This is a genomic window from Stenotrophomonas maltophilia, from assembly GCF_003970865.1.
Classification (GTDB): domain Bacteria; phylum Pseudomonadota; class Gammaproteobacteria; order Xanthomonadales; family Xanthomonadaceae; genus Stenotrophomonas; species Stenotrophomonas maltophilia_AR.
The window spans coordinates 25,643-52,045 of the sequence record NZ_RXLZ01000035.1 but is presented as its reverse complement, the minus strand read 5'-3'; the positions used below and the strand labels follow the sequence as shown (position 1 = coordinate 52,045).

27 protein-coding genes and 2 tRNA genes are annotated in these 26,403 nt (G+C 66.6%); 9 read left to right on the top strand and 20 right to left on the bottom strand.

Annotated elements, in window-relative coordinates:
* Window positions 1-498: 498 nt before the first annotated feature.
* The 5 genes from ampE to EKL94_RS13030 form a co-directional block, all read right to left on the bottom strand.
* Window positions 499-1,386 carry a regulatory signaling modulator protein AmpE gene (gene ampE / locus EKL94_RS13050; RefSeq protein WP_126929407.1) on the bottom strand — a complete coding sequence of 296 codons (888 nt, stop codon included), beginning with the start codon at window positions 1,384-1,386 and terminating at the stop codon, window positions 499-501.
* A 146-nt stretch (window positions 1,387-1,532) separates the two neighbouring features.
* Window positions 1,533-2,438, bottom strand: a complete 906-nt coding sequence (gene nudC / locus EKL94_RS13045; RefSeq protein ID WP_126929406.1) for an NAD(+) diphosphatase — start codon at window positions 2,436-2,438, stop codon at window positions 1,533-1,535.
* 119 nt (window positions 2,439-2,557) lie between these two features.
* Window positions 2,558-2,950, bottom strand: coding sequence for an iron-sulfur cluster insertion protein ErpA (gene erpA, locus EKL94_RS13040; protein ID WP_126929405.1), 393 nt, complete (start codon window positions 2,948-2,950; stop codon window positions 2,558-2,560).
* 31 nt (window positions 2,951-2,981) lie between these two features.
* Window positions 2,982-3,446 (bottom strand): bactofilin family protein, encoded by a 465-nt coding sequence (locus EKL94_RS13035; RefSeq protein WP_006398829.1) that lies wholly within the window; start codon window positions 3,444-3,446, stop codon window positions 2,982-2,984.
* Between the two features lie 4 nt (window positions 3,447-3,450).
* Entirely contained in the window at window positions 3,451-4,194 is a 744-nt protein-coding gene (locus EKL94_RS13030; RefSeq protein ID WP_032127174.1) for a DUF6776 family protein, read from the bottom strand.
* 179 nt (window positions 4,195-4,373) lie between these two features.
* On the opposite strand from EKL94_RS13030, the gene EKL94_RS13025 reads away from it, so the two are divergent.
* The 3 genes from EKL94_RS13025 to EKL94_RS13015 are packed head-to-tail and all read left to right on the top strand — an operon-like array spanning window position 4,374 to window position 9,140.
* Window positions 4,374-4,991 (top strand): DUF4126 domain-containing protein, encoded by a 618-nt coding sequence (locus EKL94_RS13025; RefSeq protein WP_005411305.1) that lies wholly within the window; start codon window positions 4,374-4,376, stop codon window positions 4,989-4,991.
* A 44-nt stretch (window positions 4,992-5,035) separates the two neighbouring features.
* A complete protein-coding gene (locus EKL94_RS13020; protein ID WP_126929404.1) occupies window positions 5,036-6,922 on the top strand; it encodes an EAL domain-containing protein in 1,887 nt (628 codons plus the stop codon).
* 1 nt (window position 6,923) lies between these two features.
* Entirely contained in the window at window positions 6,924-9,140 is a 2,217-nt protein-coding gene (locus EKL94_RS13015) for an ATP-binding protein (RefSeq protein WP_126929403.1), read from the top strand.
* 58 nt (window positions 9,141-9,198) lie between these two features.
* On the opposite strand, the gene bfr is transcribed toward EKL94_RS13015, so the two are convergent.
* From bfr to EKL94_RS13000, 3 genes are all read right to left on the bottom strand, one after another.
* On the bottom strand, window positions 9,199-9,669 hold the full coding sequence (gene bfr, locus EKL94_RS13010) for a bacterioferritin (protein ID WP_005419804.1): 471 nt from the start codon (window positions 9,667-9,669) through the stop codon (window positions 9,199-9,201).
* A gap of 143 nt (window positions 9,670-9,812) precedes the next feature.
* A complete protein-coding gene (locus tag EKL94_RS13005) occupies window positions 9,813-10,022 on the bottom strand; it encodes a (2Fe-2S)-binding protein (protein WP_005411309.1) in 210 nt (69 codons plus the stop codon).
* Between the two features lie 237 nt (window positions 10,023-10,259).
* Window positions 10,260-10,883 carry an RNA pyrophosphohydrolase gene (locus tag EKL94_RS13000; protein ID WP_010482644.1) on the bottom strand — a complete coding sequence of 208 codons (624 nt, stop codon included), beginning with the start codon at window positions 10,881-10,883 and terminating at the stop codon, window positions 10,260-10,262.
* 120 nt (window positions 10,884-11,003) lie between these two features.
* On the opposite strand from EKL94_RS13000, the gene EKL94_RS12995 reads away from it, so the two are divergent.
* Together EKL94_RS12995 and EKL94_RS12990 are read left to right on the top strand one after the other, a co-directional pair.
* Window positions 11,004-11,080: transfer RNA gene (locus tag EKL94_RS12995), tRNA-Met, on the top strand.
* 55 nt (window positions 11,081-11,135) lie between these two features.
* Window positions 11,136-11,210 (top strand) — tRNA-Gln (locus tag EKL94_RS12990).
* Window positions 11,211-11,496: 286 nt separating this feature from the next.
* Here the strand turns inward: EKL94_RS12990 and rpsI are convergent.
* Both rpsI and rplM read right to left on the bottom strand, forming a co-directional pair.
* Window positions 11,497-11,889, bottom strand: a complete 393-nt coding sequence (rpsI, locus tag EKL94_RS12985; protein WP_005411311.1) for a 30S ribosomal protein S9 — start codon at window positions 11,887-11,889, stop codon at window positions 11,497-11,499.
* Window positions 11,890-11,891: 2 nt separating this feature from the next.
* Window positions 11,892-12,320 carry a 50S ribosomal protein L13 gene (rplM, locus tag EKL94_RS12980; protein ID WP_005414692.1) on the bottom strand — a complete coding sequence of 143 codons (429 nt, stop codon included), beginning with the start codon at window positions 12,318-12,320 and terminating at the stop codon, window positions 11,892-11,894.
* 197 nt (window positions 12,321-12,517) lie between these two features.
* On the opposite strand from rplM, the gene coq7 reads away from it, so the two are divergent.
* Complete coding sequence (coq7, locus tag EKL94_RS12975; RefSeq protein ID WP_126929402.1) at window positions 12,518-13,162, top strand: 2-polyprenyl-3-methyl-6-methoxy-1,4-benzoquinone monooxygenase; 645 nt, start codon at window positions 12,518-12,520, stop codon at window positions 13,160-13,162.
* A gap of 125 nt (window positions 13,163-13,287) precedes the next feature.
* Here the strand turns inward: coq7 and EKL94_RS12970 are convergent, their stop codons facing one another.
* Entirely contained in the window at window positions 13,288-13,608 is a 321-nt protein-coding gene (locus tag EKL94_RS12970) for a DMT family transporter (RefSeq protein ID WP_005411314.1), read from the bottom strand.
* Window positions 13,609-13,776: 168 nt separating this feature from the next.
* On the bottom strand, window positions 13,777-14,571 hold the full coding sequence (speD, locus tag EKL94_RS12965; RefSeq protein WP_006473908.1) for an adenosylmethionine decarboxylase: 795 nt from the start codon (window positions 14,569-14,571) through the stop codon (window positions 13,777-13,779).
* Between the two features lie 149 nt (window positions 14,572-14,720).
* Between speD and crp the strand changes: the two genes are divergently transcribed.
* Both crp and EKL94_RS12955 read left to right on the top strand, forming a co-directional pair.
* Window positions 14,721-15,410: a cAMP-activated global transcriptional regulator CRP gene (gene crp / locus EKL94_RS12960; protein ID WP_010482649.1), complete on the top strand. Its 690-nt coding sequence runs from the start codon at window positions 14,721-14,723 to the stop codon at window positions 15,408-15,410.
* A 55-nt stretch (window positions 15,411-15,465) separates the two neighbouring features.
* A complete protein-coding gene (locus EKL94_RS12955) occupies window positions 15,466-16,227 on the top strand; it encodes a sulfite exporter TauE/SafE family protein (RefSeq protein ID WP_126929401.1) in 762 nt (253 codons plus the stop codon).
* A gap of 88 nt (window positions 16,228-16,315) precedes the next feature.
* On the opposite strand, the gene EKL94_RS12950 is transcribed toward EKL94_RS12955, so the two are convergent.
* From EKL94_RS12950 to EKL94_RS12920, 7 genes are all read right to left on the bottom strand, one after another.
* Entirely contained in the window at window positions 16,316-17,032 is a 717-nt protein-coding gene (locus EKL94_RS12950; protein ID WP_010482651.1) for a haloacid dehalogenase-like hydrolase, read from the bottom strand.
* Complete coding sequence (gene trpC / locus EKL94_RS12945) at window positions 17,029-17,823, bottom strand: indole-3-glycerol phosphate synthase TrpC (RefSeq protein WP_049426871.1); 795 nt, start codon at window positions 17,821-17,823, stop codon at window positions 17,029-17,031. The genes EKL94_RS12950 and trpC overlap by 4 nt, the downstream gene beginning before the upstream one ends.
* Before the next feature lie 74 nt (window positions 17,824-17,897).
* The gene (gene trpD, locus EKL94_RS12940) at window positions 17,898-18,929 is read right to left on the bottom strand and encodes an anthranilate phosphoribosyltransferase (protein WP_126929400.1); all 1,032 of its coding nucleotides are present in this window, start codon (window positions 18,927-18,929) and stop codon (window positions 17,898-17,900) included.
* A 16-nt stretch (window positions 18,930-18,945) separates the two neighbouring features.
* Window positions 18,946-19,533, bottom strand: a complete 588-nt coding sequence (locus EKL94_RS12935; RefSeq protein WP_126929399.1) for an anthranilate synthase component II — start codon at window positions 19,531-19,533, stop codon at window positions 18,946-18,948.
* Window positions 19,534-19,535: 2 nt separating this feature from the next.
* Window positions 19,536-20,315 (bottom strand): SIMPL domain-containing protein, encoded by a 780-nt coding sequence (locus tag EKL94_RS12930; protein ID WP_126929398.1) that lies wholly within the window; start codon window positions 20,313-20,315, stop codon window positions 19,536-19,538.
* A 67-nt stretch (window positions 20,316-20,382) separates the two neighbouring features.
* On the bottom strand, window positions 20,383-21,858 hold the full coding sequence (gene trpE / locus EKL94_RS12925; protein WP_126929397.1) for an anthranilate synthase component I: 1,476 nt from the start codon (window positions 21,856-21,858) through the stop codon (window positions 20,383-20,385).
* Window positions 21,859-22,015: 157 nt separating this feature from the next.
* Window positions 22,016-24,373 (bottom strand): Tle-like phospholipase domain-containing protein, encoded by a 2,358-nt coding sequence (locus tag EKL94_RS12920; protein WP_126929396.1) that lies wholly within the window; start codon window positions 24,371-24,373, stop codon window positions 22,016-22,018.
* Between the two features lie 165 nt (window positions 24,374-24,538).
* On the opposite strand from EKL94_RS12920, the gene EKL94_RS12915 reads away from it, so the two are divergent.
* The gene (locus EKL94_RS12915; RefSeq protein WP_440087507.1) at window positions 24,539-25,348 is read left to right on the top strand and encodes an ankyrin repeat domain-containing protein; all 810 of its coding nucleotides are present in this window, start codon (window positions 24,539-24,541) and stop codon (window positions 25,346-25,348) included.
* Between the two features lie 15 nt (window positions 25,349-25,363).
* Here EKL94_RS12915 and yegS read toward each other — a convergent pair whose 3' ends face one another.
* Window positions 25,364-26,299 carry a lipid kinase YegS gene (gene yegS / locus EKL94_RS12910; RefSeq protein WP_126929395.1) on the bottom strand — a complete coding sequence of 312 codons (936 nt, stop codon included), beginning with the start codon at window positions 26,297-26,299 and terminating at the stop codon, window positions 25,364-25,366.
* Window positions 26,300-26,403 lie beyond the last annotated feature (104 nt).

Here is a 26,403-nt window from a genome sequence, read left to right as displayed (position 1 = left end):
GGAGGGGTAAAAAAAACACGCCCCTGTAAACCCGGCCGCCCTGGTCTGTCGGCACGTGCCAGGCCAACGCGCAAACCCCGGGTTGGGCGTCCTGCCCTACCCGCCCGAGGCATGCCTCGGGCCCATGCGGCTCACGCCCCTGCGCAGCCCACCCGCCCGGCCACGGACAGTTTCCGTGCGCGTCCACCACGGAAAAGAAAGAGAAGATCAAAAGCGGAAGCGGATCGCTTCGCTCTGCATCCACGCATGGCGTGGATCTACCGTGTCGACCAAGGTCGACACCTACCAACAGCCGCCGGAATCTGTCGGGGGTGGGGCGGTGTGGGGCTGCAGGACCGTTGGCGCCATGGATGGCGCCATCGAGCCCCCAGGGACGGGTTTACGGCGTGTCCTGCAACCCCACACCGCCCCGCCAGAGCATCAACAATCCAGAGCCGCTGTTGCTGTTGCTCCGGCCTTTGCCTCTGCAGGTGCAGGGCTGCAAGCCCTGCAAAGCAACTACGTCACCCAGCCTGCAATCACCAGCAGGGCGAGGATCGCCAGCCACAGCAGCAGCATCCGCCACACCAGGCTCATCGCATCACGCAGGTCCGGCAGCCGCTGCCACACCGGCAACAATCCCGCCTCGGTGTAATCGTGCGCATCCTCGCGCAGTTCGGCGTTGACGCTGGCCCGCGCCACCGCGCCGAGGAAGCCGATGTTGCCGGCCAGGCGCTCGCCATGGGCCTGGCGCCAGGCCTTCCACGCCGTATCGAAGTTGCCCACCAGCGCCATCGAAAACGCCATCAGCTGCGCCACCGGCCATTCGATCCAGCCCAGCAGGCGCTGCGCCAGCGCCAGCGGCTCCACCGGCACGCGGGCACGCATCGGGCTTTCCGCCATCAGCGCCAGCAGCCGGTAACCCAGCGCACCGACCGGGCCCAGCAGCAGGAACCAGAACAGCACCGCGAACCAGCGCCGCAAGGCGTTGAGCACGGTTGCCTCGACCAGTGACGGAATGTCCTCGCGCAGGCTGCCACCGGCCGCCTGCAGATTGCGCACCGCGGCCTGGCGCGTCGCCGCGTCATCGGCATCGATGATGGCCTCGATATCGCGGTCCAGATCGCGCGGGCCCCAGCACCACGCCAGCACCGCCACGCCCAGCAGCAGCGACGGCAGGCCGAACAGCACCCCGCGCAACAGCCACGCCAGCAGCGCCATCAGCAACAGCGGCGGCAACAGTGCCAAGGCAACGCCGGCCGGTCCCTGCCAGGCCTTGCCACCCCGCGCATCCAGCCAGCCCAGCCAACGCCGGAAGCCGTCGAAACGGCGCAGCGAGGCGGCAGCGGCCGGGGCAACATGGCCCAGGGCCAGTGCCACCAGCACGGCGGCCAGAGTGGTGAACATGGCAGGTCTCCCTACGAAACAGAACGCTCGGCGCCGCTACCTTACCTGTCGCAGCGGCGCCCTTAGCGGTGAACCGGACTGTAACCCGGGCCGTGTTCAGGTGGCGGCAATACAGCTGCCACGACCGGACCGGCAGCGGATCGGGTTCAGCCCTTCTGCTGGCGGTACCAGTGTTCGATCAGGCCGCGCGAAATCGAGATCGGCGGCGACAGGCGGATGCCCTGGCCATCGTCCTCCACATCGCGCGCCAGTGCCGCGCCGACCTCGTCGGCACTGAACCAGCGCGCATCTTCCAGCTCGCCATCCACGGTCGGCAGGTCATCCTGCGCCTGTGCACGGAAACCGATCATCAGCGCGCCCGGGAAAGGCCACGGCTGCGAACCGAGGTACTGGCAGGCGGTCACCCGCACCTTGCTCTCCTCATGCACTTCGCGCACCACGGTCTGCTCGAAGGTCTCGCCGGGTTCGACGAAGCCGGCCAGCACCGAGTAACGCCGCGGCGCCCAGTTCGACTGCCGGCCCAGCAGCAGCCGGCCCTGGTTTTCCACGGCGACGATCACGGCGGGATCGACACGCGGGTAGTGCTCGGTGGAACACTGCGCGCAACGACCGACGAAGCCGCCACGGGCAAACGCCACGGCGCCGCCGCACACGCCGCAGAAGCGGGTGCGCGAGTGCCAGTAGGACATGCCGCGGGCATAGCTGAAGGCGGTTGCATCGGCCATCGACCACAGCAGAGCGGCCTGGCGCAGGTCGAGGCGGCGCGGTGCGCTGACGGTGATGTTGGCGGCTTCGACCGAGAACCAGGCCTGTTCGCCACGCAGGCCGAGGAAGATCGCGGCCCCCGGGCCACCCCCGATGTCGGCGCCGGTCAGCGCCAGCGGCTGGTCGTCATCGCCGGTGAAGGCGCTGCCGTCCTGATCGAGCACGAGAATGCGCGCGCCCGGCCACAGGCGCGCCAGTGCATCGGCATCGTCGCGCAGGGCATCGGCGCGCTCCAGCGGTTCGCCAACGAAGGCGAAACCGGAAAGCGGCGAAGAAGTATTGGGCATCCGGCAAGCGTGCCGCCAATCGATGCGGGTGGCAAGCCGCGGGCTTTGCCGAAGCCGTCTGTGGGTGTGGAGCTTGCTCCACACACCTTGTCGCGCGGGACGCAGGCCCCGCGCTCCGCCTACATGCTGAAACTGCTGCCGCAGCCGCAGGTGGTCTTCGCGTTCGGGTTGCGGATCACGAACTGGGCACCGGTCAGGCTCTCGGTGTAGTCCACCTCGGCGCCCATCAGGTACTGCAGGCTCAGCGGGTCGACCAGCAGGGTCACCCCGCTGGTCTGTACCGCCAGGTCGTCCTCGGCACGGTTCTCGTCGAACTCGAACCCGTACTGGAAGCCCGAACAGCCACCACCTTCGATGTACACGCGCAGGGCCAGGTCGGGGTTGCCCTCTTCCTGGATCAGGGATTTGACCTTGGAGGCCGCCGACTCGGTGAAGTTCAGCGGGCGCTCCAGCGACTGGTAATCGGGCGCGGCAACCGGGGTGGCGCCGGGCAGGGAGACTAGCGTGCTCATGGTGTCAGCATGGGGGTGCCGACGATGGCTTTCAAGCCATCGCCTCGGCCAGCTTGCGGCGTGCGGCCGTGTCACCCTTGCCGCCATTGGCCTCATCACCTTCCGGGGCCGGCAGGGCGGCCATCGGGGCGCTGGCATGGATCAGGCGACCGTTCAGCTGGGCACCCGCATTCATCTCCACCACCTGGTAGTGGACGTTGCCGTTGACCCGCGCGCTCGGGGTCAGTTCGACCTTCTCGGTGGCGTGCACGTCGCCGTCCAGGCGGCCGCTGATGACCACCACCTGGGCACGGATCTCGCCCTCGATCACGCCATGCTCGGCAACCGTCAGCGTCGCGCCACTGGCGCCTTCGGCGGCGATCACCTTGCCATGGATGCGGCCTTCCACATACAGGCCCCCACTGAATTCCACATCACCGCGGATCACCACCTGGTTGCCGATCAGGGCATCCACCACCAGCTGGCCTTCACGGTTGGATTTGCTGCTTCCGAACATCTGCCTACTCCCCTTTGGCGGCCGGCGCACCGGCCTGTTTCCAGTCGAATACCTGGGTGGTACCCCCCGTACCACTCCCCAATGTCACCCGCACGCGTTGCGGGGTGAAGTCAGCCGGCAGCATCACGCTGCCGGTGAGCTGCTGGAAGTACCGGAACGAGTAATCCTGTCCCGGTACCTTGCTGCGCTGGTGCAGATCATCCCAGCTGATCGTGGCCAGCTTGCCGTTCTTGACGCCTTCCACGGTGAAGCGCATCTGCCCCTGGCTGATGGCACCGCGGTTGAGGTTCTGGGTCAGCACGGCGGTGTACTGCCAGGTACCGGCCGCTTCCGGGCTGAACTCGATCGAATGGGTGTTCAGGCCCTTGCGCTGGCTGGTCGAACCCACCAGGCGCTCATAGAAGGCAACGTCGGCACGCAGGCCGGCGATCTCCTCATCGCGCTCGGCCAGCGAGGACTGCACCTCGGTGTTGGCGGCGCGGCTGATGCGATCGGAGGCTTCCAGCGTGGCCTGCTTCTGGCGCAGTTCGGTCAACTGCACCTGCAACGTCTCGGCACGCTTCTCGGCGGCCTGCAGGCGCTGGCCCTGTGCATCGCGCGGCGTGGCCATCCAGCAGCCACCCAGCACGGCCAGCACCAGGCTGAGCAGCCAGATGCCGCCGATCACCAGCAGGCGGCGACGGTCGGCCGGCGGTTGCGGCGCGCCGGGCAGGCGGACCTGCACGCGCATGGGAGGACGGTTGGTCATGGGTGGATTCCGGGGCATCGCGAGGGCGACACCGGTACGGCCCCTGTGGCAAACGACGGGCTAGTGTATGACAGGACGGGTGGGTTTCCTGCGCAGTGGCGAGCCACGGTCTGTGGCGTTCAGGCATGCCATCGTCGATAGTGTGGTCCCCTGCACAGTTCCGTCGCCGGAGCATCGCCATGACCGAAGCCCACCTGTTCGTGATCGGCATCCTGCTGGCCTGGCTGGCCGGCATCCGCGTCTACCTCACCGTGTTCGGTGTCGGCCTGGCCGGCCTGCTCGGCTGGGTCGACCTGCCACCGGCCCTGCAGGCCACTGAATCGTGGTGGGTGCTGGGCACCTCGGCGGCGCTGGCGGTGACCGAATTCTTCGCCGACAAGATTCCCGGCGTCGACTCGGCGTGGGATCTGGTGCAGACCCTGGCACGCGTACCCGCAGGTGCCTTCCTTGCCGCAGCCACGCTGTCGCCGGATGGCCAGCTGGGCACCGGCGCACTTGCTGCAGGCGCCGGTGTCGCCCTGGCCAGCCATGGCCTGAAGGCCGGTACCCGCGCCCTGCTCAATACCTCGCCCGAGCCTGCCAGCAACTGGGTGGCCTCCGCCGCCGAAGACACCGTGGTGGTCGGTGGCCTGGCCCTGGCCCTGGCACACCCGTGGATTGCGCTGATCGTGGTGCTGGCCTGCAGCCTGGCCGGCGCGCTGCTGGTGTGGCTGGTCTGGCGCACCCTGTGGAAGGGCGTGCGCTGGCTGGCACGCAGCGCGTCACCCGACAGTCCACGCCAGCCCGGCACCGGTTGATCGCCGGGCTTGTCGCATAATGGACGCGAACACCAGGAGCACCGATGGCCGCAAACGAATCCCCCGCGGGCGCCCGCCCGGGACGCGCTGAAACCCCTCCGGCCGATCATTGGCAACGCTGGACCGCTGAACCGGCGAGCGCCGTCGCCGCAGCACCGGCAGCAGTTCCGCCGCTGGCTGCCTCCGACGCGCCCGCATCGATCGGCAGCGCACCGCCGCCGTTGCCGGGCCCGGCCATGCTGGCCGAGGCTGGCAACAACGACCAGGCGCCGCCGCCCTCCGATTCGCCCTACCGCGTGCTGATCGTCGAGGATGACCGCGCGCAGGCCCTGTTTGCACAGAGCGTGCTGCATGGCGCCGGCATGCAGGCCATCGTGCACAGTGATGCCGACGGTGCGCTGCAGGCGATCAAGGAACATCGTCCCGACCTGATCCTGATGGACCTGCACCTGCCCGGCCTGGACGGCATGCGCCTGACCGCGCTGATCCGCCAGCAGCCTGGCCTGCAGTTGCTGCCGATCGTGTTCCTGAGCGGCGATCCGGACCCGGAACGCCAGTTCGAAGTGCTCGACAGCGGCGCCGACGACTACCTGAGCAAGCCGATCCGCCCGCGCCACCTGATCGCCGCCGTGGCCAACCGCATCCGTCGCGCACGTGCGCAGGCAGCAACCCTGCCCGGTGCTACCGGCGCACCGGCCACCAGCAATCCGGAAACCGGCCTGCCGACGCGTCACCACGTGCTGCAGCAACTCAATGCCACCCTCGCCCATCGCGACCGGGGCGGCGTGTTCTTCATTGAAGTAGCCAGCGCGCTGGGCCTGCGCGAACGCTATGGCTACGCCGCCTTCGAGCGCCTGATGGTGCAGGCCGGGCAGCGCCTGGCCGAGGCCGGCCATCCACACCTGCTGGCACGCCTGAACGACAACAGCTTCCTGCTGCTGGCCCGCAATACCGATGAAGACAGCCTGGAAAGCATCGCCGCGACCCTGCGTGAGCAGCTCTCGGCGCGCGCCTTCGTGATCCGCGACGATGAATCGGTGCACCTGCGCGGCGTGGTGGGTTACGCGCCGCTGTCGCCGGGCTTCGACGATGCCAACGCTGCACTGGAAGCAGTCGAGCGCACCACCCTGCAGGCACGCCTGCTGAGCGCCGGCGTGGCAGGCCATGTGCACCGCCAGGTGGTCACCGAACAGGAACACCTGGCACTGCTGGAAGGCCAGCTGGAGCTGGCCTATCAGCCGATCGTCGCCGTCGCCGGTGGCAACACCGCGCAGTACCAGCTGCTGCTGCGCCTGCGCCAGGCCGATGGCACGGTGCTGGCGGCCGGCCAGGTGATTCCGGCCGCCGAAGCGGCAGGCCGCATCGCCGACCTCGACCAGCAGGTGATGGACCATGCGCTGGGCCTGCTGGATCTGTACCGGCACGCAACGCAGCCGCTGAACCTGTTCGTCTCGCAGTCGCTGCGCACCCTGCAGCGCGATGCCTTTGGCGACTGGCTGCTGGAATCGCTGCAGCAGCGTGACCTGCCCGGCAGTGCGCTGGTGATCGACGTACGCCTGCCCGACGCGCTGATCCACACCGTGCCGCTGCAGCAGTTCTGCCAGCGCATGGCCGGCGCCGGCGTGCGCTTCTGCCTGAGCCAGTTCGAGCCCAGTGGCGAAGCCGATGCACTGCTGACCCAGCTGCCGCTGTCGTTCGTGCGCATGGCCGCGCGCTTCTCCAGCAGCCATTCCAACCCGGCCACGCGCGAGGAACTGCGCAAGGCGATCGAACAGGCGCATGCGGCCGGGCTGCAGATCATCGGCCAGCAGATCGAGGACCCGCAGGCCGCGGCAGCGATGTGGGTCGGCGGCGTCGATTACATCCAGGGCAACATGGTGCAGTCGGCCGGCAGCGACCTGAACTTCGACTTCCACAACGCGGTGCTCTGACGTGCCGCTGTGGGGCGTGCTGCTGGTTGCCCTTGTCGCGGCCACCATTGCGCTGCTGTTGGGCCTGCGCCTGCGCACGCGCAGCCGCGCACTGGCCCAGCTGCAGCGCGAGCACAGCGCGCTGGCCGCCGACCGCGACCAGCTGCGCCACACCACCGAACGCCAGGGCCAGCTGGAACAGCAGCTGCTGCAGGCCAAGCAGGCCGCCGAAGCGGCCGTGCTGGCCAAGGGCGAGTTCCTGGCCACGATGAGCCACGAGATCCGCACGCCACTCAACGGCATCCTGCCGATGCTGGAGCTGATCGCGCGCGGCCCGCTGGGCGAGGACCAGCGGCAGATGCTGGCCACCGCTTCGGCCAGTTCACAGCAGCTGCTGCGCATCGTCGACGACATCCTCGACTACTCCCGGCTGGAGGCACAGGCGCTGGAACTGGAGATCACCAGCTTCAACCTGCGCGACCTGCTCGATGGCGTGGTGCAGCTGATGCAGCGCGCCGCCGACGCCAAGGGCCTGTCCCTGGCCCTGCAGCTTGACCCATCGGTGCGCCTGCCGGTGCGCGGCGACCCGGTACGCCTGCGCCAGGTGCTGAGCAATCTTCTGGCCAATGCGATCAAGTTCACCGCCCGCGGCCAGGTGCAGCTGCGCGTGCAGCGGCTGGGCGAAGGCGCGGCCCAGCACCAGCTGCGCTTCGAGATCATCGACACCGGCATCGGCATCGATGAGGCACTGCAGGCACGCCTGTTCCAGTCCTTCAGCCAGGCCGATGCCTCGACCACGCGCATCTACGGTGGCACCGGCCTGGGCCTGGCCATCTGCAAGCGCATCATCGACCTGATGCACGGGCATATCGGCGTGCAGTCCACGCCCGGCCAGGGCGCAACGTTCTGGTTCGAGATCCCGCTGCTGAAGGTACCCGGCGACCTGCCTGCAATGGCGCGCGCGCCCGCAGCGCTGCTGTTGTTCAGCGCCGATGCAACGCTGCAGGCACGCATCGAGCGCATCGCCGCCCACCATGGGCTGCTGGTACAGATGCTGAGCCAGCTGGACGTTGTGGTCGAACGCCTGCGCGCGATGCCACGGCCAGGGCAACCGGCACCAGCGTGGCTGCTGGTCGATTCCCGCACGCGCCGCAACGGCGAGGTCACGCTGCAGCAGGCACTGGCCGAGCGCGGCGACGATGATGCACTGCAGGTGCTGTGGCTGCAGGAAGACGCGCCTGCGCAACGCGCGCGCCAACGCCAGCTGCCCCCGCATTTCGATGATGCAGCCCTGCATGCACTGCTGGCGGCGCCTGCCACGCCTGCCCGCCCTGCCGCCCTGCTGGCCAATGCCGAAGACGGCTTGCCCGCACCGGCGCTACCGCCACTGCACCTGCGCGTGCTGCTGGTGGAAGACAACACGGTCAACCGGATGGTGGCCGAGCATCTGCTGCGCGTGTTCCAGTGCGAGGTGTGCAACGCCGCCGATGGCGAGCAGGCGCTGGCCGCCCTTCGCGAAGGCGGCGTGGACGTGGTGCTGATGGATTGCCAGATGCCGGTGCTGGACGGCTACGCCGCCACGCGCCACTGGCGTGCGGAGGAAACGGAAAGCGGGCGCACGCGGCTGCCGATCATCGCGATGACGGCCAACGCCATGGCCGGTGACCGCGAGCGCTGCCTGCAGGCCGGCATGGACGACTACCTGTCCAAGCCGATCGCACGTGCCACCTTGCATGCGCTGTTGAGGCGCTGGGGGGACGGTAGAGCTGCATCACCTGCACGGCCTTCTGTAGAGCCGAGCCATGCTCGGCTGACGGCCAATAGCAGTCGCGCTCCATCAGCCGAGCATGGCTCGGCTCTACAGGACGATGACAGCCGAGTCAGCTCCAAGCCGCAACCGGTGCTGGACCGTGATGTGCTGGACGAACTGCACGCGGTGATCGGCGAAACCGCCCTCCAGATCGTCTCGGTGTTCCTGGAGGATGCACCGGCGATGGTGCAGCAGCTGCAGCAGGCCGCGCAGAGCGGCGACGAACCTCGCCTGCAGGCGGTCGCGCACAGCCTGAAATCATCAAGCGCGAACGTGGGGGCCTTGTCGCTGTCGGCAATCGCGCAGCGGATCGAGCACGAAGCCCGGAGTGGCAGCCTGCAGCGCCCCGCAGTGGCGGTGGCGCTGCTGGTGGCCGAATTCGCCCGTGCGCGCGTGGCGCTGACGGGCTACCTGGCACAGCATCGGTAGCGTCGAGTTTGCTCGACCATCGCCATGCTGGTCACAGTCGAGCACGCTCGACCCTACGTCACTCTTCCAGCTTGCTGAGCAGGTACTTCGGCTCGCCGATGCGCTCGATCAGGTCGAGCTGGGTTTCCAGCCAGTCGATGTGTTCTTCTTCCGAGTCGAGGATCTTCACGAACAGCTGGCGGCTGACGTAGTCACCGACCGAATCGGAATAGGCCACGGCCTCGCGCAGGGTCACCACGCCGTCGCGTTCCAGCGACAGGTCGCACTGCAGGATCTCGGTCGGGTTCTCGCCGATGCGCAGCTTGCCCAGCGCCTGGAAGTTCGGCAGGCCTTCGAGGAACAGGATGCGGTCGGCGAGCATGTCGGCATGCTTCATCTCGTCGATCGATTCCTTGTACTCGTGTTCGGCCAACTCCTTGATGCCCCAGTTCTTCAGCATCTTGGCGTGCAGGAAGTACTGGTTGATCGCGGTCAGCTCGTTGTAGAGGACCTTGTTGAGGAATTCGATGACCTTGGTGTCGCCCTTCATGGGGGTGCTCCTGCACGCTGAAAACGCAGGCACTTTAACGCCTTGCGTGCGGCCGTGAAGGAACGCGAATCGTGCGCATTGGCCTGTGCGGCCACGCGTGAAGAATGCGAAAGCGCGGCGTCAACGCGCCGCGAAAGAGACGATCAGGCGACCTGGGCCAGACCGAGGACCGGCAGCGGCAGATCGTGGGTGGCACGCGCCTTGGCCAGCAGATCGCCGGCCATGTCCAGGCAGGAACCGCAGGTGGCACCACAACCGGTACGCATGGTCAGTTCGGCCACCGTGCTGACGCCATGGCTGGCGGCTTCGCGGATCTGGTGGTCGGTGACTCCGTTGCAGATGCAGACGTACACAGGCGTGAACCGGGCTGACAGGCCAAGAGTGGCCTGTTGGCTATTCCAATGGAAACGAGAATGGTTGTCAATCAGAGACCTGAACCATTCTCGATACGGTTCAGAGTGCGATGGAATACAGCAGGGCAAGCGCCCATCGCCATCCAGGGCAGACTGCCAGCCGGACAGCCAAGACCTGCTGGAAACACCCGGGGGCGCGTTGTGAGGGATCGGCCCGCAGTCTGCGCGGGCTCCGCATCACACCGCCCCCGGCTCACCCTTGGCCTTGCGCGGCCAGTAGCCACCGCGCTTGGGCGTGCGCTTGCGGGGTCTGTCGTGGCCGGCCGCGTGACCCGGCATCCAGGCCTCCGCAGCGCTCTTGGGCATGGCGGTGACGCCCTGCCCGGCCACCCCGCGCGCCAACGGCGCCAGATGTCGCAGCGCGCGCGCGTAGACGCCACGCTTGAACATCACCACGTGCTCCACCGGGTACCAGAAGTCCACCCAACGCCAGTGGTCGAACTCGGGCGAATCGGTATGGTCCAGCTGCACATGCGATTCGTCGCCGGTCAGGCGCAGCAGGAACCAGACCTGCTTCTGGCCGATGCAGACCTGCCGTTCATTGCGGCGGATGGCCCGCGCCGGCAGCTTGTAGCGCAGCCAGCCGGGCGTTGCCCCGAGCACTTCCACGTGCTCAGGCAGCAGGCCGGTCTCTTCCTGCAGTTCACGATACATGGCCTCGACAGGCGTCTCGTCGGTATTCATGCCACCCTGCGGGAACTGCCAGCCGTCCCGGCGCACACGTCGTGCCCAGAACACCTGGCCGTCCTGCCGCATCAGCACAATGCCGACGTTCGGTCGATAGCCGTCCGGATCGATCACGATGCGGACTCCTAAAAAATCTACTGGTTGGGACTATCCCATGCCGCCTGTCGGCCCACAAGCACGATACAAAAGTGTTGACAGGGGCGATACACATCCGCAGAATAGCGGGCTCACCAAGGCTATGTAGCTCAGCCGGTTAGAGCACAGCACTCATAATGCTGGGGTCGGTGGTTCGAGTCCACCCATAGCCACCACACTGAAAATCAAGTTGTTTTTCAGTGTGAAAAGTGAGAAAATAGTTACACGTTTTGCCCCGTCGCCAAGCGGTAAGGCACCTGACTCTGACTCAGGCATTCGGTGGTTCGAATCCATCCGGGGCAGCCAAATTAAAAGCAAAAGGCCAGATCGAAAGATCTGGCCTTTTGCTTTTAATTTGGTCGCGCATTCCACCTTATCCCCGCGCCTGTCGGCGCGCCCCCTTGAACAACAAGGGGGCTCTCCTCCAGATAGAAACCGGGGTCGGGGTCAGGTATGCGGACCACGGGTAGTGCCGGCCGCTGGCCGGCAACCAGGAAATCCACGACCCCAGAACGACAAAAGCCCGGCCGAAGCCGGGCTTTTGCTTTTCCATCCAGCGGGCTCCCGAAGGAGCCCAACCAGGCGCGGTAAATCAGCGCTTGGAGAACTGGGTGGCGCGGCGGGCCTTGTGCAGGCCGACCTTCTTACGCTCGACTTCACGGGCGTCACGGGTCATGAAGCCAGCCTTGCGCAGCTCGGACTTCAGGGTTTCGTCGTACTCGACCAGAGCACGGGCGATGCCCAGACGGATCGCACCGGCCTGGCCGGTGGTGCCGCCGCCAGCGGCGGTGACCAGGATGTCGAAGCTTTCGGTGTTCTTGGTCAGCTCGAGCGGCTGGCGCACGATCATGCGCGCAGTCTCACGACCGAAGAACTCGTCCAGCGGACGGCCGTTGACGGTGATGTTGCCCGAACCCTTGCGCAGGAACACGCGAGCGGTGGAGGACTTGCGGCGGCCAGTGCCGTAGTTTTGAGTGATAGCCATGATTAGATATCCAGAACCTGCGGCTGCTGTGCGGCGTGCGGATGCTCAGTGCCGGCGTAGACCTTGAGCTTGCGGTACATCTGGCGACCCAGCGGGCCCTTCGGCAGCATGCCCTTCACGGCGATCTCGATCACGCGCTCCGGGTGGCGCTCCAGCGCCTGTGCCAGGGATTCGGTCTTCAGGTTGCCGATGTAACCGGTGAAACGGTGATACATCTTGTCCTGCAGCTTCTTGCCGGTGACGGCAATCTTTTCTGCATTGATGACGACCAGGTAGTCGCCGGTATCAACGTGCGGGGTGTAGACCGGCTTGTGCTTGCCGCGCAGACGGCGGGCCAGCTCGGTGGCGAGACGGCCCAGGGTCTTGCCCTCGGCGTCGACGAGGTACCAGTCGCGCTGGACGGTCTCGTTCTTGGCAGTGAAAGTGCTCATGAAGAACTCTAGGTTAGGTCGGGCTCATTGCGGCGAAAGGCTCGCCGGAACTCTGCCACGCGTTGTGAAAAGGTGAAGCGTAAGAGGCGAGATTGTACGCAGGTCAGACCCCCGTTGCAAGCCGGCCCCTGACCGGGTTGGCAGGGGGACGGGGCCGGGCGAGAATCGCGGGGTCTTCCGCCCCACCGTGTACCGCCATGACCGTGCTCCGCCAGATCACCCCGCTGGACCACCTGCTGACCGAGGCGCAGCGCGCCCTGGACACGGTGTTCGGCAACCCGCCGGCGGCCCGCCCCTACCCGGCTGCGGACACCGACGAGCCGGGCATGGACAGTACCGAACGCCGCCACGCGGCCGGCCTGATGCGGATCAACCATGTTGGCGAGGTGTGCGCGCAGGGCCTGTACTTCGGCCAGGCCGCCGTGGCCCGCGACCCGGCCACGCGTGAACACCTGCTGGAAGCGGCCCAGGAAGAAACCGACCACCTGGCCTGGTGCGCCACCCGCCTGGGCGAGCTGGACAGCCGTCCGAGCCTGTTCAATCCGCTGTGGTATGCCGGCAGCTACACCATCGGCACCCTGGCCGGGCTGCGGGGCGATGGCTGGAACCTGGGCTTCGTGGTCGAGACCGAGCGCCAGGTGGAGGCGCACCTGGACGAGCACCTGGTCGACCTGCCGGCCGGCGACCTGCGCAGCCGCGCGGTCATCCAGGTGATGAAGGAAGACGAGGCCCGCCATGCGGAGCACGCCGAGCAGGCCGGCGCACGCCGCCTGCCGTTCCCGATTCCGGGCGCGATGGCGCTGGCCTCCAAGGTGATGAAGACCATCGCCTACCGGCTGTGACCGCCAGGTAGTGCCGGCCGCTGGCCGGCAACCACGCAGGTACTGCTGAAGATCAGAAGGTAGCCGGCCAGCGGCCGGCACTACCGAATCAGACGGTGGGGCCCGATCGTTGGTCGGGCCATCAATCAGTTCGGCGAGACCAGCTTCAGGCCGATCACACCGGCCACGATCAGGCCCACGCAGGCCAGGCGGGCCGGCGATGCGCTGTCGTTGAACAGGTAGATGCCCAGCACCGCCACGCCCATGGCGCCGATACCGGTCCAGATCGCGTAGGCCGTGCCGACCGGGATGCTCTTCATCGCCTGGCTCATCAGGTACAGGCTGATCAGCGCGGAAACGACCGTGGCAGCGGTGGGAAGGGGTTTGCTGAAGCCTTCGGAGTACTTCATTCCGAGGGCGAAACCGATCTCGAACAGGCCGGCCAGCAGCAGGTAGATCCAGGGCATGGGTGGGGGCTCCTTACCTTTTTTGAGAAAAACGAAACGGCCCGGTGTTTTCACACCGGGCCGTGAGTCGGTACATCACCGTGGAACCATGCCGCCTGCGCGACGCCAGCTCCGCGGGGCGGGTCGTCCCGCCAGGGTGGCGATGCCTGCGGGCATCGCACACGGGGCTTACTCGGACAGGTTGCGGCCGTGGAACAGCTCTTCGATCTCGCGCTTGAGCAGCGCTTCGATCTTCATGCGTTCCTTGAACGACAGGTTCTTGGCCTTTTCCTCGAACAGGTACTGGTCCAGGTCGAAGTCCTTCAGGTGCATCTTCGTGTGGAAGATGTTTTCCTGGTAGACGTTGACGTCGAACATCTCGTAACGCGACTTGATGTTCTTGGCCAGGAAGTTCTGGATCGAGTTGATCTTGTGATCGATGTAGTGCTTCTTGCCCTTCACATCGCGGGTGAAGCCACGGACGCGGTAGTCCATGATCACGATGTCCGACTCGAGGCTTTCGATCAGGTAGTTCAACGCCTTCAACGGCGAAATGACGCCGCAGGTGGCCACGTCGATGTCGGCGCGGAAGGTGGCGATACCTTCCTGCGGGTGCGTTTCCGGATAGGTGTGCACGGTGATGTGCGACTTGTCCATGTGCGCGACCACGGCGTCGGAGATCAGCTCCTTGCCGGCCTGCTTCTTGTCGATCACCGGTTCTTCGGAGATCAGGATGGTCACCGAGGCACCCTGCGGGTCGTAGTCCTGGCGGGCCACGTTCAGGATGTTGGCGCCGATGATCTCGGCGACATCGGTCAAGATTTGAGTCAGCCTGTCGGCGTTGTACTCTTCATCGATGTATTCAATGTAACGCTGACGCTCCTCTTCGGTGCGCGCGTAACACACGTCATAGATGTTGAAGCTCAGCGCCTTGGTGAGGTTGTTGAAACCCTGCAGCCTCAGGCGAGGCAACGGCTTGACCACGGCGGTCGATTCCTGTGTAAGAAGGGAAAGGGGGAATTATGGGGCAAACTGTCCCCGGGGGGAACGTGAAGAGCGCTCACATCTGGCACACTGTTTGCCCTTAACAATTGCGCTGGTTAAGCTCCGCTATCGACCCCGTGAATCCGTTCATGCGCAGAGGGAGCGCTCCTATCGTGTCAACCGTGCGCCTAGCTAGCAGTCCACTGGCCCTGGATATCGCCACAATCGATCGTTTCCTGGCGCACAGCCACAGGCGGCGATACCCCACCCGTACCGACGTCTTCCGACCCGGGGACCCGGCGGGAACCCTGTATTACGTCATCAGCGGCTCGGTTTCGATCATGGCCGAGGAAGATGACGATCGCGAGCTGGTGCTGGGCTACTTCGGTGCCGGCGAGTTCGTCGGCGAGATGGGCCTGTTCGTTGAATCGGACCGCCGCGAGGTGATCCTGAGGACCCGTACCGCCTGTGAGCTGGCCGAAATCAGCTACGAGCGCCTGCACCAGCTGTTCCTCGGCCCGCTGTCGGCCGATGCCCCGCGCCTGCTGTACGCGCTGGGCCAGCAGATCTCCAAGCGCCTGCTCGACACCAGCCGCAAGGCCAGCCGCCTGGCATTCCTGGACGTTACCGACCGGATCGTGCGCACCCTGCACGACCTGGCGCAGGAGCCGGAGGCCATGAGCCATCCGCAGGGCAGCCAGCTGCGCGTCTCGCGCCAGGAACTGGCACGCCTGGTGGGTTGCTCACGCGAAATGGCTGGCCGCGTGCTGAAGAAACTGCAGACCGACGGCCTGCTGCATGCCCGCGGCAAGACCGTGGTGCTGTACGGCACCCGTTGAGCACCCGGTGGGTGCGGACCTTGGTCCGCACTCCTTCGCGCGCTAGGCTCGGTGCATGGAACTGAGCAGCGAATTCTGGTGGTTCATCCTCATCGGCCTGGGCGCGCAGCTGGTGGACGGCGCTTTGGGCATGGCCTTCGGCCTGGTGTCCTCGTCGGTGATGCTGAGCATGGGCCTGCCCCCGGCGCAGGTCAGCGCCAGCATCCACACCGCTGAAGTGTTCACCACCGGCGCCTCGGGCGTGTCGCACCTTGCCGCCGGAAATGTCGATAAACGCCTGTTCCTGCGCCTGGCCCTGCCCGGTGCGGTGGGCGGCGCCGTGGGCGCCTACGTGCTCACGCAGATCCCCGGCGACATCATCCGCCCCCTCATCTACCTGTACCTGCTGGCGCTGGCGATCATCATCCTGGCCCGCGCTGCGGGGCGCTGGATGCCCAAGGGCGAGATCCGCCGGGTACCGGTGCTGGGCTTCTTTGCCGGCCTGCTGGACGCCAGCGGCGGCGGTGGGTGGGGGCCGGTGGCCACCTCCACCCTGCTGGCCCGTGGCGGCCAGGCACGCACCACCATCGGCACGGTCAACGCGGCCGAATTCATCGTCACCCTGACCATCTCGGCCACGTTCCTGCTGTCGATGGGCGTGCAGCACCTGCAGATCGTCGCCGGCCTGCTGATCGGCGGCATGATGGCCGCGCCGGTGGCGGCAATCCTGGTCAAGCGGGTGAAGGAGCGCTGGGTGCTGGTGGCCGTTGGCGTGCTGGTGCTGGGGATCAGCCTGTTCCAGATCGGCCATGCGGTGTACGGGCACCTGTACCGCTGAGCGTTTGCCGGCCAGCGGCCGGCACTACCGGGACGGAGAAGGGGTAGTGCCGGCCGCTGGCCGGCAGATCCATCACCGTGCGGCGGGATCAGGCCTTGTCGCCACCGCGGTCCACGCAGCCCCAGTTGAGGATGCGGGTGCCGGCCGGCAGCACGCGGCGGAAGAAGTCCACCCGGCCCGGCTTCGGGTTCACCACCACTGGCGCCTTGGCTGCCAGCAGCAGCGGCAGGTCGGCGGTGCTGTCGGAGTAGGCGATGTCGATGTCGCCGTAGCCGCGCTCGCGCAGCATGCGCATCTTCTCTTCGTTGTGGCAGTGGCGGGTCGGGCCGACGCCGCCCAACCGCGGGCCGACCTCGGTGCCGATCACCGGTACGTCCTGGTGGGCCACGAAGGCCAGGATCGCCCGTGCCAGCTCCGGCGGCGCGCCGGTGGCCACCACCACGCGGTCACCCTTGGCCCGGTGCGCGGCGAACACCTCCAGCGCCTGCGGCAGCAGCTTGGCGCGCATCTGTGCCTCGTTGCGCAGCACATAGGCGTCGATGACCTTGTTGAAATCACGCGCACGGTGCAGGCCGAAGCTGCCGATCCACACATAGACCGAAATACCGGCACGACGGGTCGGCAGCAGCGCCACCATCGGCCCGGCGATCGGCGTGACCAGCAGCGCGGCCAGCATGCGCAACGGGTTGCGCTTGATCAGCGAGGCGAACAGATGGGTGCCCGAATCGCCGTCGTAGAGGGTGTGGTCGAAATCGAAGACCACCAGCGGCGCATCGTCGCGCGGCGTCGGATAGTGCGTTTTCATGCCGCGAAGAATAGCTGACGCAGGCCCTCACCCGGCTCTTCCACGCGCATGAAGGCCTCGCCGACCAGGAACGCATGGATGCCGGCATCGCGCATCAGCGCCACGTCCTGCGGGCCGAGGATGCCGCTCTCGGTCACCAGCAGGCGATCACGCGGCACCGCCTTCTGCATGTCCAGCGTGGTCTGCAGCGACACCTCGAAGGTGCGCAGGTTGCGGTTGTTGATGCCGATCATCGGCGCCGGCACCTGCAGTGCCCGCTCCAGTTCATCGATGTCGTGCACTTCCACCAGCACGTCCATGCCCAGCGACAATGCCAGCTCGGACAACGTGGCCAGCTGGGTGTCGTCCAGCGCGGCGACGATCAGCAGGATGCAGTCGGCGCCCAGCACGCGCGCCTCGTACACCTGGTAGGCGTCGATCACGAAGTCCTTGCGCAGCACCGGCAGCGTGCAGGCCTCGCGGGCCTGCTGCAGGTAGGCGTCGGCGCCCTGGAAGAAGTCCACGTCGGTCAGCACCGACAGGCAGCTGGCGCCGCCGAACTCGTAGCTGACGGCGATGTCGGCCGGGCGGAAATCCGGGCGGATCACGCCCTTGGAGGGGCTGGCCTTCTTCACCTCGGCGATCACCGCCGGGTCGCCGTTGGCCACCGCCGCCTGCAGCGCGCGCACGAAGCCACGTACCGGCGGGGCACTGGCCAGGGCGGCCTGCAGCTCCTCGAGCGGGCGCTGGGCGCGGCGCTGGGCCACTTCTTCGGCCTTGCGGGCCAGGATCGTCTGCAGGATGTCGCTCATCGTCTTCGGTTCGGTGCGGGGGCGGTGAGGACGGCCATTATCGGCCATCAAGAGGGTCAGGCTGAACCGCGCGCTCAGGCAACCAGCGCGCGGGTGGTCTCCACATACTGCTGCAGGCGCTGGCGGGCGCTGCCATTGGCGATGGCGGCACGGGCGCGGGCCAGGCCGTCGCCGATGTCGCTGGCCACGCCGGCCACGTACAGCGCGGCGCCGGCATTCAGCGCCACGATGTCCAGTGCCGGGCCCGGGGTGTTATCCAGCACCGTACGCAGCATCTGGATGGACTGCTCCGGGCCATCCACGCGCAGGTTGCGACTGGCCGACATGGCGATGCCGAAGTCCTCCGGGTGGATCTCGTACTCGCGCACCTTGCCGTCGCGCAGCTCACCCACCAGGGTGCCGGCACCCAGCGAGATCTCATCCATGTTGTCGCGGCCCCAGACCACCATGGCGCGCTCGGTGCCCAGCTCGCGCAGCACCCGTGCCTGGATACCCACTAAATCGGGGTGGAACACACCCATCAGCACCGACGGTGCGCTGGCCGGATTGGTCAGCGGGCCAAGGATGTTGAAGATGGTGCGCACGCCCATCTCGCGGCGGACCGGCGCGACCACCCTCATCGACGGATGATGGATGGGCGCGAACATGAAGCCGATACCGGTCTGTTCGATGGCCGCGGCCACCTGCGCCGGCTGCAGCTCGATGGCCGCGCCCAGCGCTTCGACTGCATCGGCGCTGCCGGACTTGGACGACACGCTGCGGTTGCCGTGCTTGGCCACGCGCGCACCGGCCGCGGCAGCGACGAACATCGCGCAGGTGGAGATGTTGAAGGTGTGCGAGCCATCGCCACCGGTGCCGACGATGTCGACCAGGTGGGTGGTATCGGCCACCGGCACCGCCAGCGCGAATTCACGCATGACCGTGGCCGCCGCCGCGATCTCGTCGATGGTTTCCTTCTTCACGCGCAGGCCGGTGAGGATGGCGGCGGTCATCATCGGCGACACGTCGCCGCGCATGATCTGCCGCATCAGGTCGACCATTTCGTCGAAGAAGATTTCGCGGTGCTCGATGGTGCGTTGCAGGGCTTCCTGGGGGGAGAAGCTCATGGGAATGCTCCTTGGATCAGGCCGCCGGGCGCTGCAGGAAATTGCGCAGCAGGGCGTGGCCGTGTTCGGTGAGGATGGATTCGGGATGGAACTGCACGCCTTCCACCGGGAACTGGCGGTGGCGCAGGCCCATGATCTCTTCGATCGAACCGTCGTCGTTCTCGGTCCAGGCGGTCACTTCCAGCACATCGGGCAGGCTGTGCTTGTCCACCACCAGCGAGTGGTAGCGGGTGGCCTGGTAACGGTCCGGCAGGCCGGCGAACACGCCCTTGCCTTCATGGCGGATGGGCGAGGTCTTGCCGTGCATGATGTTGCCGGCACGGATGACCGTGCCGCCGTAGACCTGGCCGATGCCCTGGTGGCCCAGGCACACGCCGAGGATCGGCGTGGTCGGGCCCAGGCGCTGGATCAGCTCCAGCGACACGCCCGCTTCGTTGGGCGTGCACGGGCCGGGTGAGATGACGATGCGCTCGGGCTTCTGCGCGGCGATCTCGTCCACGCTCATCGCATCGTTGCGCACCACCTTGACCTCGGCGCCCAGCGTCTGCAGGTACTGCACGAGGTTGTAGGTGAAGCTGTCGTAGTTGTCGATCATCCACAACATGGTCAGGTTCCGTCGCTTATCAGGAAAATGGCGTATACGTTTTCGGTGTAGGTGATGGGGCCGGCTTCGATGGACTCCGGTGCACCGGGCGCAGGTGCCGGGGCCGGTGCATAGCTGCCGGTCACCGAGATCCTGTCCAGATACTCACCATCCTCGCCTGGCTGCGGCCATTGCCCGGCCTGGATGCCGTAGGCGAAGTCCGGCGCCACGTCGGAGATGCTGTACAGGCCACGCACTTTTGTTCCATAGGCCTTGGCCAGGCCCTGCGCGGACTCGCGGGTCTTGGCCGCTGCCTCGCCTTTCAGTTCGCGTCGCAGCGCCACTTCGCCCGAATAGGTCGGGGCAATGCTGCTGACCTGCACGTTCTCGTTGGCCTTCAGCGCACCCAGCACGTCCTGCATCGCCTTCACGCTGGCGAAGCTGGCACGCAGCTGACGCGACACGCGGGTACCGATGAAGACCTGCCGGCTCTGCTCGTAGCGGGTAGCTGGACCGATCTGGAGGTTGTCCGCACGCACGCTGCCTTCCACCGCCTTGTGCTGCTTGAACAGCGCCAGCACGCGCGCGACGTTGTCCTGCACGCGGCGCCGCGCCGCATCGGCGTCCATGTCGGTCTCTTCGATGTTCAACTGCAGGCCGAACCGGTCCGGCATCACCACGCGGCGCGCCTCGCCCTTCACCAGCAGGTGCGGCTGCGAGGGAATGGTATTGGCCTGCGCCCACGCAGACGGGGCCATCGTGGCCAGCAGTGACGACCACAGCAATGCGCTCAGCAGCTTCATGCAGTACTCCTTGTCTTGAACGGGAACAGCGGAACGACCACGGCGCAGCGGCCGTGGCGAGGCAGGCTTACAGGCCCTTTGCGGCCTGGGCGACGGCGCGGAACAGCGCGCGGCCCTTGTTCATCGTCTCGTCCCATTCCTTGTCCGGGTCCGAGTCGTAGACGATGCCGGCGCCGGCCTGCACGTACAGACGGCCGTCCTTGATCACCGCGGTGCGGATGGCGATCGCGGTATCGGCATCGCCGTGCCAGCCGATGTAGCCGATGCTGCCGGCGTAGACGTTGCGCTTGATCGGTTCCAGCTCGCGGATCACTTCCAGCGCGCGGATCTTCGGCGCGCCACTGACCGTGCCGGCCGGGAAGGTGGCACGCAGCACGTCGGCGTAGCTCAGGCCCGGCTGCAGCTGCCCGGTCACTTCGCTGACGATGTGCATGACGTGGCTGTAGCGCTCGATCACGAACTGCTCGCCCACTTCCACGGTGCCCGCCTTGGACACGCGACCGGCATCGTTGCGGCCGAGGTCGATCAGCATCAGGTGCTCGGCGCGTTCCTTCGGGTCGGCCAGCAGCTCAGCTTCCAGCGCCAGGTCCTGCTCGACGGTGGCACCGCGCGGGCGGGTACCGGCGATCGGTCGCACGGTGACTTCGCCATCCTGCAGGCGCACCAGGATTTCCGGCGAGGAACCGACCACCTGCAGGTCGCCAACATCGAGGAAATACATGTACGGCGACGGGTTCAGTGCACGCAGCGCACGGTACACATCCACCGGCCGCGCCTTGAACGGCACGCTCAGGCGCTGGCTCAGCACCACCTGGAAGATGTCACCGGCGCGGATGTATTCCTTGCTGCGCTGGACCGCATCGACGAAGCCTTCGCGGGTGAAGCCGGAAATGAAATCGGATTCGTCCAGCACGTCGCTGGTCAGCGGCGCGGGATAGCCCGCACCCGGCGCACGCAGCTTGGCGGTCAGTGCATCCAGGCGGGCCTGGGCCTGCTCGAAGGCGCCGTCGACCCGCGGGTCGGCGTGCACGATCAGGTACAGGCGGCCCTTGAGGTTGTCGAACACGGCCAGCTCGTTGGAATCGAGCAGCAGGATGTCCGGGGTACCCAGTTCATCGCGGCCGGCCGGCGGGGCCAGGCGCGGCTCGATGTAGCCGATGCACTCGAAGCCGAACCAGCCGACCAGGCCACCGGTGAAGCCCGGCAGGCCTTCCAGCTTCGGCACCGAGTGGGCGCTGCGCAGCGCCTCGACTTCGGCGAACGGGTCGGCCACCTCGCGGGTGTCCACCACCTGGCCGTCTTCGCGCAAGGTCAGCGTGTGGCCATGGAAGGCATACACGCGGCGCGCCGGCAGGCCGATGATCGAGTAACGACCAAAGCGCTCGCCGCCTTCGACGGATTCAAACAGGTAGGTATTGGGGCCGTCGGCGAGCTTCAGATAGACCGAAAGCGGCGTGTCCAGGTCGGACAGCACTTCACGGACGACGGGAATATGGGTGTGGCCTTCAGCGGCCTGCAGCTGAAACTGAGCGTGCGAGTTCAAGACGACTTTCCTTCCGGGACACAGCGTTATGGGGGCGGACGACGGCAACGGGCCACCATCGCCACCAACGGCGTGCGGAAGAAAGGGTATGCGGGGTCGTCAGGCTGGACACCCCTTGACTGTATCGCAGCTTGGACGGGAGGGGAACCCCGCGCCCCTAGCCCATGCGTCGCGCCTGCTCCTGCGACTCCTGCACCTGCTGCTGGGTCAGACCGGCGTCCTGGGCCGCGACGCGACCGGCGTTGAGGGCGTCGACCTGGGCCGTGCTGACGGCCAGCGGCTGGGCCATTCCGGTTGCCACGTCCACATGCGCATGCCGACGGTGAGCTGCGTCCAGATCCGGGGTGTCGACCGCGAATGCCCGCGTGCGGTCATCACTGAGCAGCACATGGGAAATGGCCTGCAGCCCGTCACGCTTGGCCTGCGCAGCCAGCGCGCCGGCCAGCTGGTCGCTCTGCAGGTCGGGCATGCGTCCATGGCGCGTGTCGAGGCCGTACACCCCCGATTGCGCCCCCTTGAACAGGTGGAAATCGGTGTGGGCCGGATCGTTCAGCGCAGGCACTTTCGCGCCCCCATCCTGCAGCTGCGCATGCGGCTGGCCGAGCAGCTTGCGTGCGGCCACCTCCTGCCTGGCGATTGCCGCATCCAGGCTGGGATTCATGGTCTCGCTCATGCCATGGCGCTCCACGGATTCACCCAGCGTCGCCCCCCCACGCCCAACCACCCAAGACGTCTTGGCCAGGTTGATCAGGTTCTGAGGCAACGCCGGCGTCGGCAGGTGCGTGGCGATGCCCTTGTTGGCCATCGCGCCCAACCCGACGGTGCCGGCCAGCACGGCCGGCGCCTGCGACGACAGGCTGGTGATCTGATGGCTGCTCCAGTTCATGCCCATGTGGAAGGTTGCGCCATACACGGCATAGCCGTTGCGCAGGCCGTTGGCTACACCGTGCACGCCGTCCTGCACCTGGCCGCCCAGATGATGCCCACCGGCGCGGATGCGACCCGCGTCTGCCGTCGCTTCACGGGTGGCTTCACGGGCCTTGGCCTCATGCTGGCCACGCGTTGCATCACCGTGCTCGCGCCACTGCTTGGCCATGTCATCGGCACCGAGTGCACCCAGCACGCTTGCTCCGATGTTCCAGCCGTAGCTGCCCTTGGCCTGCACGCGGTGGCTGACCGATTCGACCAGACCCTGCAGCTCGCGTCCCTTGGCAACAACCGTCGCACCGCCTTCGATGCCCACCCGCATGCTCTTGCCACCGTAATCCACCACGGTGCCGATGGCATTTCCCTGGAGGGTCGACGCACGTTCAACGGCAACGCCGGACAGGCTCATGCCGCGGCCCGCCAGCGCGCCCGCCTGCTCGATGTGTTCACCCGCAACCCGGCCAACACGCATGCCCCGGGCACCGGCAATCAGCACCTCCGCCAACGGCCCACCGTACTCGGCAAGTTGGCTCGGTGCCTCGCGATGGCGGCGATCCACGACCCTGCCATTCACCTCGGTCTTGGCATCCAGCAGCAGCTCCATCCTGCCGGCAGCCACCGGAACATTGCGCAGTGCCTCGGCACCGGACTTCGAGGCCAGCTGGTCAACCAGCTGGGCGGTGGCGGTCTGTGCACCGGCCGGCATCATTTCCTGCAGCTTGCGGGTGACCATCTGCTGCACGCCCGGCTGGCGCAGCAGATGGCTGGTCTCGCTGGCCAGCAGGCCAAACCCCTGCCGATGATGCTCGTTGAGCCGCTTCAATCCATTCTGCACATCGTTGAGCACCTCGCCCGACGTCTGGTAGGTGTGCACCGTGTCGCGCGTGTTGAACACCGGCAACCCGTGGAATTTGGCGTAGCGATCAGCGGTGACCGGATGCAGGCCTGCCGAGTTGAACGTGGTGGCACGCGCACCGGTGACGGCCGACGCGGCCGACGCCATGCCGCCGCCCAGGGAGTGGCCCGCAAGTTCAAAGCTGAGGCCCGAGGTCTTCAGTCGACTCGCCAGACCCATGGCGCGATCGTAGTAATCGCTCTGCATGCCGACGCCCTGCCGCCCGTTGTTGAGGAAATCCTCACCGCCCGACTCGCGCCGTCCGCCTTTGGCCCGGGGATCGATGATTTCGCCGGTTGATCCCTTGAACACCAGCACCGGCTTGGCGTCATCACCGAACACCCTTTTGTCCGGAATATAGATCTCTGCACGGAAACCCGAGTCGTTCGGTCGCATCAGCTTCTTCAGGTCGGCCGCGCCCAGCGTGATACCTGCCGCCTTGAGCGTGTCCGGGTCGGTCACGGCGCTTGCACGCGTCCACCCGACCGGCGGTTCCCCTTTGCCCTTTGCCGAGGCATACACATCACCGGCAAGCGAACCCAACTCGCGGGCGTGATAGGTCTCGCGCAACCGCGCCGCTTCGGTGGCGTGTCCATTTCCCTGCAGCTGCTCGACCAGATGCTGCTGCGCCTGGATGCTCTTGGCCCGTGCCTGCAGCAGGCGTTCCTGCTGCTCGGGATCGTGACCGCTCATGGCAGACTCCATTGCTCATCAGTGAAGACGCGGTCACCCAGGACCTGCTGGAATGACCACGGCCAACGCTATCATCCCCCGAACGGGTCCATGTCAAGGAATCACATGCGCCGCCACCTTCACAGTTCCTTTACGCCATTCTCCTGCGTGGCGCTGATGCTGCTGATGCTGCTGATGCTGAACGCCTGCGCGCGCACGTCTTCGCACGGCGCGGAGCGCTATTTCGAAGGCAAGGCACTTGAGCTGGCCATCGCCGCTGAACAGGGTGACGCAGCGACGATCACGCGCCTGATCAAGACCGAAGGCGTGAACCCCGACAAGGAATTCTCGAAGCAGGATGGCATTCCGCTTATCGCGTGGCCGTTACGCGCGCAGAACCTGGAAGGCCTGCGCGCGATGCTCGACAACGGCGCCGACCCGAATGCACGGCGTAGTGAAACGCTGGACGGCGAGACGTTCCGCCACAACAACGCCATGGTCTACGCCGCGAAGATGGATGATCCGCGCTACCTGGCCCTGCTGCTGGATCATGGCGGCGATCCGGACACCCGCAACTCCAACACCGAAACACTGCTGTTCCAGGCCTTCATTTCCGGCAACCTGTGGCAGAACATCCAGCTGCTGGTGGAGCGCGGCGCGCACGTCAACGAATCCAACATCGGCCAGGCCGATACGGTCCTGAGCTGGTACACCGGGCGCGGGGGCTTCGAGCAGGCTTACTGGCTGCTCGAACACGGCGCGGACCCTACGATTGCATCGCCGTCATCGGCCCAACCCGGTGCGCCGGATCGGATGGCCATGGTCGAAGCGATCTACTGGGAAATCACCACACCGGACCTGCTGCCCTGGCAGAAGAAGTGCCAGCAGTGGCTGATCGATCACGGCATTGCCCGGCCGCCGCTGCCGCAGTACATCCGCGAGAAGCGCGAAGCGCTCGGGTTCCCGGCGACGGAACAGGATATCCCGGCGCTGTAGCGCTTCCATTGCAGCTCAACGTGGCGTCGACAGCAAGGCGCACCCAGCAGGCAGATGCATGCGCACTCTGCCCGGCACGCACTCGATGTGGAACTGGCGGGCCTGTACCGGTTCGCCGTCCAGGTTGAGCGTCAACGGGCGCTCGGATTCCACCTGCAGCCACGGCAACCGCGCGCGCGTGGCCAGCTGCTCCAGTGCGGCCTGGGTGCCGGACTTCAGCATCTGGCCGAGCGTGGCGGTGACTTCCCCCTCCAGCTCCGGTAGCACCGTCACGTCCAGCTGCCCATCATCGATCAGTGCCTGCGGGCACAATTGCTGGCCACCGCCGGCCTGGCGGCCATTGCCGATGCCGAGCGCGATGAAGTCGCCCTCCCATGCGAAATCCGGACCTGACAGGCGCGCATGGATCGGCTCGATCCGCCCCAGCTTGGCGATACCGGTGATCACATACGCCAGCCCGCCCAGCATCTTCTTCAAGCCGGCATCGGTTTCCACCGTCACCTGGGTGCCGAAGCCCCCGCTGGCGAGATTGGCGCACCACCATTGCGTGCCATCGGCATCCACGCGCAGCAGATCGATGGCGTGCGGCACCGACTGCGCGATCAAGGCAAAGGCCTCTTTCGGCGCGATCGGAATGCCGGCCGAGGTGGCGAAATCGTTGGCGGTCCCCATTGGAATCAGTGCCAGCGAGGGCAATGCATCTGCCGGTTCCTCACGGTGCGCCAGGGTCTCGGCCACCGCACTGAGCGTGCCATCGCCACCGGCGGCCACGATCACGTCCACACCATGATCGATGGCCTCGGCCACGTAGCGTTCGGCGTCACCGTCTTCCCAGGTCACCCGCACTTCCAGCTGCACGCCCTGCCCGCGCCAATGACCGACGGCGTCGCGCAGCTCGTCATTGCCTGCGGATTTGCCATTGAGGATCAGGCGCCAGCGCGGTGCGGCCATGTGGTGCTTCCAGGACAGGGTGGCACAGGCTAGCAATCGCGCGTTCGCTGCCAGTGAACGCCAACGCTTGGAAGCAGTAGATCCACGCCATGCGTGGATGATGA

Bases quoted from the DNA above. Each gene is read 5' to 3' on its own strand.
- EKL94_RS12955 (WP_126929401.1), top strand. From the start codon at position 15,466: ATGGAACTGAGCAGCGAATTCTGGTGGTTCATCCTCATCGGCCTGGGC.
- coq7 (WP_126929402.1), top strand. From the start codon at position 12,518: ATGACCGTGCTCCGCCAGATCACCCCGCTGGACCACCTGCTGACCGAG.
- crp (WP_010482649.1), top strand. From the start codon at position 14,721: ATGCGCAGAGGGAGCGCTCCTATCGTGTCAACCGTGCGCCTAGCTAGC.
- EKL94_RS13020 (WP_126929404.1), top strand. From the start codon at position 5,036: ATGGCCGCAAACGAATCCCCCGCGGGCGCCCGCCCGGGACGCGCTGAA.
- trpC (WP_049426871.1), bottom strand. From the start codon at position 17,823: ATGAGCGACATCCTGCAGACGATCCTGGCCCGCAAGGCCGAAGAAGTG.
- ampE (WP_126929407.1), bottom strand. From the start codon at position 1,386: ATGTTCACCACTCTGGCCGCCGTGCTGGTGGCACTGGCCCTGGGCCAT.
- nudC (WP_126929406.1), bottom strand. From the start codon at position 2,438: ATGCCCAATACTTCTTCGCCGCTTTCCGGTTTCGCCTTCGTTGGCGAA.
- EKL94_RS12920 (WP_126929396.1), bottom strand. From the start codon at position 24,373: ATGAGCGGTCACGATCCCGAGCAGCAGGAACGCCTGCTGCAGGCACGG.
- EKL94_RS12970 (WP_005411314.1), bottom strand. From the start codon at position 13,608: ATGCCCTGGATCTACCTGCTGCTGGCCGGCCTGTTCGAGATCGGTTTC.
- yegS (WP_126929395.1), bottom strand. From the start codon at position 26,299: ATGGCCGCACCGCGCTGGCGCCTGATCCTCAATGGCAAATCCGCAGGC.
- EKL94_RS13025 (WP_005411305.1), top strand. From the start codon at position 4,374: ATGACCGAAGCCCACCTGTTCGTGATCGGCATCCTGCTGGCCTGGCTG.
- EKL94_RS12950 (WP_010482651.1), bottom strand. From the start codon at position 17,032: ATGAAAACGCACTATCCGACGCCGCGCGACGATGCGCCGCTGGTGGTC.
- EKL94_RS12935 (WP_126929399.1), bottom strand. From the start codon at position 19,533: ATGTTGTGGATGATCGACAACTACGACAGCTTCACCTACAACCTCGTG.
- rplM (WP_005414692.1), bottom strand. From the start codon at position 12,320: ATGAGCACTTTCACTGCCAAGAACGAGACCGTCCAGCGCGACTGGTAC.
- rpsI (WP_005411311.1), bottom strand. From the start codon at position 11,889: ATGGCTATCACTCAAAACTACGGCACTGGCCGCCGCAAGTCCTCCACC.
- EKL94_RS12915 (WP_440087507.1), top strand. From the start codon at position 24,539: ATGCTGCTGATGCTGAACGCCTGCGCGCGCACGTCTTCGCACGGCGCG.
- EKL94_RS12930 (WP_126929398.1), bottom strand. From the start codon at position 20,315: ATGAAGCTGCTGAGCGCATTGCTGTGGTCGTCACTGCTGGCCACGATG.
- EKL94_RS13030 (WP_032127174.1), bottom strand. From the start codon at position 4,194: ATGACCAACCGTCCTCCCATGCGCGTGCAGGTCCGCCTGCCCGGCGCG.
- erpA (WP_126929405.1), bottom strand. From the start codon at position 2,950: ATGAGCACGCTAGTCTCCCTGCCCGGCGCCACCCCGGTTGCCGCGCCC.
- bfr (WP_005419804.1), bottom strand. From the start codon at position 9,669: ATGAAGGGCGACACCAAGGTCATCGAATTCCTCAACAAGGTCCTCTAC.
- trpD (WP_126929400.1), bottom strand. From the start codon at position 18,929: ATGAGCTTCTCCCCCCAGGAAGCCCTGCAACGCACCATCGAGCACCGC.
- EKL94_RS13035 (WP_006398829.1), bottom strand. From the start codon at position 3,446: ATGTTCGGAAGCAGCAAATCCAACCGTGAAGGCCAGCTGGTGGTGGAT.